Source organism: Streptomyces boncukensis (assembly GCF_011045075.1).
Lineage (GTDB): Bacteria > Actinomycetota > Actinomycetes > Streptomycetales > Streptomycetaceae > Streptomyces > Streptomyces boncukensis.
In genome coordinates, this window is sequence record NZ_JAAKZZ010000391.1 from 1 (window position 1) to 7124 (window position 7124).

Annotated in this window: 7 protein-coding genes and 1 pseudogene; 4 read left to right on the forward strand and 4 right to left on the reverse strand. The window is 71.8% G+C overall.

Features of this window, described 5'->3' with window-relative positions; translation table 11 throughout:
- Positions 1-180: 180 nt before the first annotated feature.
- From G5C65_RS27585 to G5C65_RS27595, 3 genes are all read right to left on the reverse strand, one after another.
- A complete protein-coding gene (locus tag G5C65_RS27585) occupies positions 181-780 on the reverse strand; it encodes a class I SAM-dependent methyltransferase (protein WP_165301734.1) in 600 nt (199 codons plus the stop codon).
- Between the two features lie 76 nt (positions 781-856).
- On the reverse strand, positions 857-2359 hold the full coding sequence (locus G5C65_RS27590; RefSeq protein WP_206442349.1) for an MFS transporter: 1503 nt from the start codon (positions 2357-2359) through the stop codon (positions 857-859).
- 48 nt (positions 2360-2407) lie between these two features.
- Positions 2408-3439, reverse strand: coding sequence for an NAD(P)/FAD-dependent oxidoreductase (locus G5C65_RS27595; RefSeq protein WP_165301735.1), 1032 nt, complete (start codon positions 3437-3439; stop codon positions 2408-2410).
- 90 nt (positions 3440-3529) lie between these two features.
- On the opposite strand from G5C65_RS27595, the gene G5C65_RS27600 reads away from it, so the two are divergent.
- Positions 3530-4132 (forward strand): helix-turn-helix domain-containing protein, encoded by a 603-nt coding sequence (locus G5C65_RS27600; protein WP_165301736.1) that lies wholly within the window; start codon positions 3530-3532, stop codon positions 4130-4132.
- Between the two features lie 71 nt (positions 4133-4203).
- Here the strand turns inward: G5C65_RS27600 and G5C65_RS27605 are convergent, their stop codons facing one another.
- Entirely contained in the window at positions 4204-4782 is a 579-nt protein-coding gene (locus G5C65_RS27605) for a TetR/AcrR family transcriptional regulator (RefSeq protein WP_165301737.1), read from the reverse strand.
- Positions 4783-4868: 86 nt separating this feature from the next.
- Between G5C65_RS27605 and G5C65_RS27610 the strand changes: the two genes are divergently transcribed.
- The 3 genes and pseudogenes from G5C65_RS27610 to G5C65_RS27620 all read left to right on the forward strand — a co-directional run.
- Positions 4869-5786, forward strand: coding sequence for an NmrA/HSCARG family protein (locus G5C65_RS27610; RefSeq protein WP_165301738.1), 918 nt, complete (start codon positions 4869-4871; stop codon positions 5784-5786).
- Between the two features lie 49 nt (positions 5787-5835).
- Positions 5836-6759 (forward strand): NAD-dependent epimerase/dehydratase family protein, encoded by a 924-nt coding sequence (locus tag G5C65_RS27615; protein WP_165301739.1) that lies wholly within the window; start codon positions 5836-5838, stop codon positions 6757-6759.
- Positions 6760-6931: 172 nt separating this feature from the next.
- Positions 6932-7124 (forward strand): annotated as a pseudogene (locus tag G5C65_RS27620) (hypothetical protein); the annotation flags it as partial.

Consider the following 7124-nt stretch of genomic DNA (forward strand, 5'->3'; position numbering starts at 1 on the left):
CGCAAGCCCCGTGCGGCGCATGGGGCGTCCGGTGCGTGCTCTCGGCGTGCCGGGTGAAAGCCCTCGTACTGGGCGTACTCGGGCTTTCGGCCGGTGCGGCGAGAGCGCGTGCCGGGCGTTCCAGGCGCCGTGCGGGGCTTTCGAAACACCCCCTAGGGCTGACCTGAATGGTTCACCGCCCTACGAAAGGCGTACTGCTCGCAGGACGGCGTCCTGGGTGTGGCGCGTGCCGGCGGGGGCCGGGGTGGCACGAGGGCGGGTCTCGTTGGTCAGTACGTTCCAGGCGGTGGGGTCGAGGAGGTGGGCGATGTCGTCGGGCTGGTAGTACTCGGCGGCGTCGAAGTCCTTGCGCGATGTGAGGTCTGCGCGGGCGTGGGTGGCGAAGAGCAGCGTGCCGCCTGGGCCGACAGCGTTGAGAAGGCCGTGCAGCGCCGTATGGCCGGGCTGGCGGCGGAGTGGGAAGTAGTGGATGGACACCAGGTCGAAGGCGTCTGCTGGGGGCGGCGTGCTGGTGAGGTCGGCCTGTGCCCACGTCACGCGGCCGTCGATGCCGGTGGCAGCGGTGGCGGCACGGTGCAGGGCGGTCTCGGAGACGTCGACCGCGGTGACCTGCCAGCCGCGCTGGGCCAGCCAGACGGCGTCGGCTCCCTCGCCGCATCCGACGTCGAGCGCCTGGCCCGGTGGCAGGTCGGTGATCTCGGTGACGAGTACGGGGTTGGGGTTGCCGCTGAATATCCGGTCGCGACTGCGGTACATCTCGTCCCAGTGCTGGGCGTCCATGGCGCTGACGTCCTCTCATTGGTTTCTCGTTGGTCTCTCGTTGATCTCTCGTTGGTGGTCGGCTGTCGGGGGCGCTTCAGACCGCTGCCGTCGCCGTGGCGTCCCCGCCCGTTGCCCCGGTCTGCCGTCCGGGGCGGACAAGGAGGCCGCATGCGAGAGCGCCGAGGACGAACACCGCCACGGTCACCCAGAAGGCGACGGCGTTGCCGTGCACGGATGCCTGCGCGGCAGCGTCGGGGATGGTGGAGTGCGTGGTGAGGTAGCTCGTTGTGGCGCTGACCGCGATGGTGTTGAGCAGGGCGGTGCCGATGGCCGCTCCGATCTGCTGTCCCGCGTTGACCAGGGCGGAGGCGGCCCCTGCGTCGGCGGGGTCGACCCGGTCGGTGGCGAGGTTCATCGCCGGCCCGAAGATCAGGCCGAAGCCGGAGCCGGTGATCAGCAGGCCCGGCAGGATGCCGGGGGCGTAGCCGGTGTGCACGCTCAGCCCGGTGAACAGGGCGGTGCCCACGGCGGTGAGCAGAAAGCCGCCGATGACGACGGGGCGCGGGCCGGTACGGGGCAGCAGGACGCCTCCGGTCACGATGGCCATCACCACCATGGAGACGACCATGGGCAGGAACGCGACGCCGGTCATCAGCGCGGAGAAGCCGAGCACTTCCTGCAGGTGGTAGGCGAGGAAGAGGAAGACGCCGAACATGCCGATCCCGGCGATCGCGACCATGAGGTAGGCGGCCCCGCGGTTGCGGTCACGTACGACCCGCATCGGCAGCAAGGGCTGGGAGACCCGGGTCTGGATGAGGACGAACAGTCCCAGGAGCAGTACGCCCGCGGCGAGGGAGCCCAGCGTCACCGGGCTGGTCCAGCCGTCGCGCTCCGCCGTCGAGCAGCCGTAGACCAGGGCGAGGACACCGAGCACGGATGTGATCACGCTGGGCAGGTCCAGGCGCGGGCGCGACGAGACCGGGGCCTGTGCGGGGATCAGGGCCGCTGCCCCCGCAAGGATCACCGCGCCGGCCACGACGTTGACCAGCAGGCACCAGCGCCAGTCCAGGTACTGGGTCAGTGCCCCGCCCAGGAGCAGGCCGATCGCGGCGCCGCTGCTGGAAACCGCGCCGAAGACGCCGAATGCCTTTCCGCGGATGGACCGGTCGGTGAAGGTAGTGGCCATGAGCGACAGGGCGGCCGGTGCCAGCAGGGCCCCGAAGAAGCCCTGCAGGCCGCGCGCGGTGACCAGCATGCCGAAGCCGTTCGCGAGGCCGCCCAGTACGGAGGCGAGGATGAACCCGGATGTGGCCGTCAGCAGCATGCGCTTGCGGCCGAGCATGTCGCTGAGCCGGCCTCCGGCCAGCAGCGTGCCGCCAAAGACGAGGGCGTAGGCGGTGACGATCCACTGCCGGTCCGCGCTGCTGAAGCCCAGGTCCGCCTGTACGGACGGGAGGGCGACGTTCATGACGGTGGAGTCGAGCACCAGCAGCAGCTGGGCCAGGCTCAGTACGGTGAGGACCCACCAGTGACGGGATCCGGAGGGACGCGCGCTTTCGGCACTCATGGTGGGGCCGGTGGCGGTTGGTTCGCTCATGACAGTCCTGCCTGACGCATGGTCGTCGATGTCGGAACAGGCTGCGGGTTACAGGCCGTGGCGCCGGTCGCCCAGGACCTGTTCGCAGACGCGGGCCTCCATGGCGGGCGAGAAGGGATCGCGGTGAGCCCGGACCGCGTGGCGGGTGTCCTCGGCGATGAGGTCGCTGTTGATCGCTCCGGCGGCTGTGGAGCCGGATGCGGCCGAGGCGAGAACGTTGGCGTTCGGGTCGGCGAGGTTGCCCGCGACCCACACACCGGGAACCGTGGTGAGGCCGGTCGCGTCAGCGGCGATGGAGGTGCCGAGCCCGCTCGGGTGCGCCGTGGGCCCGAGCCCGAGCCCGGTCAGGAAGTCCGCGCGCGGGTGCGGCTGCGGTGCGACGGCCAGGGCCCGTAGCGGGATCTGCCTGCCGGATGCCAGGCGGACCCCGGTCAGTCGGTCCTCGGCAACCTCCAGACCGGTGACCTTGCCGTCCACCACCGTGATCCGGCGGGCGGCCAGCTGCTCCGCCTCCTCGTGCGTGGGACGGGGAGCGGTGTGCAGCAGCAGCGTCAGCCGGTCGGTCCACTGCCGGAACAGCAGGGCTTGCTGCACCCCGAGCGGGCCGGTGGCCAGGACCCCGATCGGCTGGTCGCGGATCTCCCAGCCGTGGCAGTACGGGCAGTGCACCACATCGCGCCCCCACCGCGGGGCGAGCCCCGGCACGTCAGGCAGCTCGTCGACGACGCCTGCGGTGGCCAGCAGCCGCCGCGCCCGCACCGTGCGGCCGGTGTCGAGCTCGATCGCGAACCCGTCGCCGTCACGCACTGCGCTCACCGCCTGCCCCGCCTGCACGGTGCCGCCGTAACTCTCCACCTCGCGCCGCCCCGCCTGCAGCAGGTCACCGGGCGGCACCCCGTCACGGGACAGAAAGCCGTGCAGGTGCGCCGCGGGCGCGTTGCGGGGCCGGCCTTCGTCGATCACCAGCACCGACCTGCGGGCGCGCCCGAGCATGAGCGCCGCGCTCAAGCCTGCCGGGCCTGCGCCGACGACCACGACGTCATACTGGCTCGCGCTGTTGACCTGGGTGTCTCGGGTCATCGTGACCACCTCCGATCGCCACGGTGCATCTGCTTCGACGATCAGGCAAAGCTCTTTGCGGAAAGTGAAAAGCGCGGGCAGGGTGGACGTATGAGCGACGACTTCGAGGCAGTGCTGGCTGCCGTCGGCCCGCGGCTGCGCGAGATGCGCCGCCGCCGCGGCGCCACCCTGACCGCCCTGTCGGAGACCACCGGCATCCCGATCAGCGTCCTGTCCCGGCTCGAATCCGGGCAGCGCAAACCGGGCCTGGAGCTCTTGCTGCCGCTGGCCCGGGCCTACCAGATCCCGGTCGAGGAGCTGATCGGAGCCCCCACCGAGCTGGATCCCCGGGTGTATCCGCAGCCCTTCACACGGAACGGAATGACCGTCGTCCCGCTCTCCCGCACCCCCGGCGGGCTCCAGGCGTTCAAGCACATCCTGCCCGCCGGCCTGACCGACGGCCGGGAACCCGACCCCCGCTCCCACGAGGGCTACCACTGGCTTTATGTCCTGCGAGGCCGGCTACGCGTCGTGCTCGGCGACAACGACTTCATCCTCACCGAGGGCGAGGTCGCCGAATTCGACACCCACCTCCCGCACTGGTTCGGCAACGCCGACGAACATTCCGTGGAGTTCCTCAGCATTCTCGGCCCGCAAGGTGAACGCGTCCACATCAAAGCCAGCTACCGCCCCGACGAAACCCGTCCCCACTGAACCGGATGGCTCCCCCGGGGAAGCGAGGGGCAGCCCCGTGCCCGGCGGGGTCCGCCGGGCACGGCCACCGCTCAGGGCCGGACGCCGTCGATCGCGAGTCGGAGCAGACGGCGCGCTGCCGCCGGATCCCCTTCCGTGGCCAGGGATACCGCCGTGCCCAGCGCGAGCAGATCGTCCGGGGAGACCTCGGGCCGGACGGCGCCCACCGCGCGCGCACGGTCCAGCAGCATCACCGTAGCCTCGCGCACCATGCCATGACAGCTGTCGGCGGCCGGCGGTTCACCGTCCGCCGCTGCCTCCAGCGCGGCGGTCAGGCCACGGGAGTCAGCGGCGGAGAGCGTCAGCTCCTCCAGCCAGGTGACGAGCCCCGTCCGGGGGTCGTCGGCCGCCAGTTCGTCGGCCCGTAGCCGGAAGCGCTCGACGACCGCGCGGAAGACCTCCTCCAGCAGCGCGCGCCGGGAGGGGAAGTGCCGGTGCAGGGTGGCCGAGCCCACGCCCGCCTCGCGGGCGATCTTTTCGAGGGAGACCTGGGCTCCGTCCCGGTCGATGAGCGTCGCGGCCACCGCGACGAGCTGCTCGTGGTTGCGCTGCCAGTCCGACCGCTGCGGCCTCGCGTCGTGGCCCGCCACCGGCGCCACCTCTCTCTCCATGCTCTCCTGGACAAACGAAGGGGTCCCCCATATCGTAGCGAAGACGAAATGGGGTCCCACCCCGTTTACTGCTCAGGAGGATCGCCATGACTTCTTCACCATCGTTCGTCCTGGTCACCGGAGCGACCGGCCAGCAGGGCGGCGCCGTGGTCCGCACGCTGCTCGCCTCCGGGGTCGCGGTGCACACCCTGGTGCGCGACACCGGATCCGAGCGCGCCGCCGCGCTCGGCGGCCTCGGTGCCACCCTCGTGCGCGGGGACTTCGACGACACCGCGTCGCTGAAGGCGGCCGCCGACGGCGCCCGCGCGGTGTTCTCGGTGCAGCCGCCCGACGTGACGGGCGACTCCGAGGTCCGGCACGGACGCAACCTCGTCGAAGCCGCTCGCGCGGCGGAGGTCGAGCAGTTCGTGCACACCTCCGTCTCGGGCGCGGGCACGGTCGACACGGAGAACTTCGACGAGGAGCGCTGGGGTCCGGCGCCGCGGCACTACAACTGGAGCAAGGCCGGAGTCGAGAACCATGTGCGCACGGCGGGCTTTCCGCACTGGACGATCCTGCGGCCGGCCGCGTTCATGGAGAACTTCGTCCGGCCCTCGTTCTACTTCGCCGACATGACCTCGGACCGGCTCTTCGTCGCCGTCGACCTCGATGTCCGGCTGCCCTACGTCGCGGTCGGCGACGTCGCGACGGCCGCGGCGGCGGCGTTCGCCGAGCCCCGGCGCTTCCACGGCGTCGAGCTCGAACTCGCCGGTGACATCCTGACCTTCCGCGACGCCGCACGGACCCTCTCCCGGGTCCTCGCCACCGACATCCAGCTGCCCGGCAGCCCGGACCAGGTGCGCGCGGAGGGCCTCGACCCGCTGGTCTTCCAGCTCCAGCGGTACACCAGTGCGCACCCCGCCCCCGCGCGCCCCGAGTTCGCCGCGGACCTGGGACTGCCGACCACGACCTTCGAGGACTGGGCGGAAACCCTTGCAGACGCTGGTAATTTCGTGCGACGATAAAGCGCGAGAGCAACCAATGGGGTGCGGCCCCAGGGAGGCGGTGCGCGGTATGCGCGTATTCATCACGGGTGCGACAGGCTTCATCGGCGGTTCCGTAGCCGCCCGGCTGACCCGGGAGGGGCACGAGGTTGCCGGGCTGGCGCGGACCCGAGAGGCCGCCGAGGCCCTGAGCTCCCGTGGCATCTCCCCCGTCCGGGGCGCGCTGGAGGACGCCCCGGCCCTCACGGCCGCCGCCCAGCAGGCGGACGCGGTGATCAACGCGGCGGACAGCGACCACCGGCCCGCCGTCGAAGCCCTGATCGCCGCGCTGAGCGGCACCGGCAAGCCGCTGCTGCACACCAGCGGCACGAGCATCGTCGGCGACGACGCGCGCGGCGAGCTCTCCGAGCGGATATTCACCGAGGCCGACGTCCTCCCCGGCGGCCCCTGGGAGCCGGAGCCGGACAAGGCCGCCCGGGTGGCGATCGACCGGCTCGTGCTGGACGCCGCCGGACAGGGGGTCCGCTCGGCCGTGCTGTGCAACTCCCTGATCTACGGCCACGGTTACGGAGTGCGCCGGGACAGCGTCCAGATACCCAGGCTGGCCGGCCAGGCGCGGCGCAGCGGCGTGGCCCGGCACATCGGTCCGGGCCGCAACCTCTGGTCGAACGTCCATATCGACGACATGGTCGACCTCTACCTACGGGCCCTCGACCGGGCCCCGGCCGGGTTCTTCGCCTTCGTGGAGGGCGGGGAGGAGTCGTTCGGCGAGATCACCCGGGCCGTCGCCGACGTGCTCGGGCTGGGCCCGGCGGAGAGCTGGGACGTGAAGCCGGCGATCGAGGAGTGGGGGTACGAGCCAGCGGTGTACGCCCTGGGGTCCAACAGCCGGGTGCGGGGCGGCGCGGCCCGCCGGGAGCTGGGCTGGGAGCCCCGGCACGGCTCGGCGGTGGCGTGGGTGCGGCAGCGGCTGCTCGCGGACGGCCCGGGGTGAGGCTCCCGGCAGGGTCCCGCCACTTGGCATCCGGGGCCTCCGAGTAAAACTTTGTGAACTGATTCACACCACCCCCTTGGCGCTGTGCCCCACTCCGTGCTGAGATGCGCACATCCAGCTCACACACCAGCTCAATGGCGCGCTTGGGGAGGGCAATGTGGCGGACACCGCCATGTCACGTTCCGCACGGATCGGGCCCGGCAGCGGGGTCGGGGACACCCCGCTTCAGCAGGCCGTATGGCGGCTCCGGTCGCGCGGCTGCTGGGACGACGCGGCGGCGCTGCTGGAACCGCACGCCGAGCAGAGCGCGGACGCGGCGCTGGGGCGCGCGGCGCTGCTGGTCGAGGGGTGCATGTTCACGGGGG